A 1,232-nucleotide genomic window follows, 5' to 3' on the forward strand; every position below is an offset into this window, starting at 1 on the left:
TCACCGATGATGAGCACACCAGCGCTGTTGTAATCAGGTAGAATTGGTTTCATTGTTGGTCTCCAAAAATTAAATCGTGGTGAGTTTAGCACAGCCTTTTTCTAGGCTGAACCTTGAGCACTACTTCTACTTAGGCGAACCACTGGTTCCATGCTTGCTTCACCCATTCTCTTTCTGCAACAAACTTATCTTCAACCACATCTGCATCCAAATTAAGTAGGTTTCTGTGATGTATTTCGTTACGCATCGTCGTGTACGCGCGTATCAGTTGCATCGCTTGGTCTTCCTCCATGACACCTTGAGCAATTAGCGTTTCATATATTCGGACATTGTCACACCAACGCGTAAGCTTAGGTTTCTCGTGACTATAGTTAAGCACCAAATATTGAGCCAGAAATTCGATATCGGTAATACCACCGACGTCTTGCTTGATCATGAAGCGACCAGATTTCTTACCGCCTAAATGATCGCGCATTTTTTCACGCATCTCGACGACTTCTTTTTTCAACGTTTGCTCATCACGCGGTTTACACAACAGATCATGACGAGTGTTATGGAAAGCAATCGCCAATGGTTCATCACCATAAATCATGCGAGCGCGCACTAAAGCTTGATGCTCCCAAGTCCACGCATCTTGATGTTGATAATCATCAAACGCATCGGTTGGACTCACCAACAGGCCGGACGCCCCAGAAGGACGTAAGCGAGTGTCCACTTCGTATAGGATGCCTGATGCGGTGCGGGTTGAGAAAATATGGATGATGCGCTGTGCTAAACGAAGGTAGAACTGGCGGCCATCAATTTCCTTCTTCCCATCGGTGTATACATTAACTGGGCAGTCGTGCATAAAGACGATATCTAAGTCTGAGTTGTAGCCCAACTCCCATCCACCAACTTTGCCATAACCGATCACGGCAAAGCCTTTGCCTTCACGATCTTTCACGTGTGTTGGCTCGCCGTATTTTTCAGACACTTGAAGCCACGCTTGGCTGACCACCGCTTCAACAATGGCTTCTGCTAGATAAGTTAAGTGGTCACTTACTTTCATGACTGGCAGCACGCCAGCGATATCCGCTGCGGCAATACGCAGAATACAAATTTGCTTAAACTGACGCAACGCTTCCATTTGCTGCTCCATATCATCTTCGGGAATACGGGCAAGGAAATCGCGCAATTCAGTGCGATAGCTATCGAGTGGAATGGGGTTGTACAGCTGTTGAGGATCTATCAAC

General features: G+C 46.5%; 1 protein-coding gene. It reads right to left on the reverse strand.

All coding sequences use genetic code 11. The features are described from left to right. Nucleotides 1–130: 130 nt before the first annotated feature. On the reverse strand, nt 131–1,232 hold a 1,102-nt coding region (glnE, locus tag R7E00_RS24095), incomplete at its 5' end, for a bifunctional [glutamate--ammonia ligase]-adenylyl-L-tyrosine phosphorylase/[glutamate--ammonia-ligase] adenylyltransferase (RefSeq protein ID WP_318124783.1).

This window comes from Vibrio sp. Vb1755 (assembly GCF_033338635.1).
In the GTDB taxonomy this organism is placed as follows: Bacteria; Pseudomonadota; Gammaproteobacteria; order Enterobacterales; family Vibrionaceae; genus Vibrio; species Vibrio alginolyticus.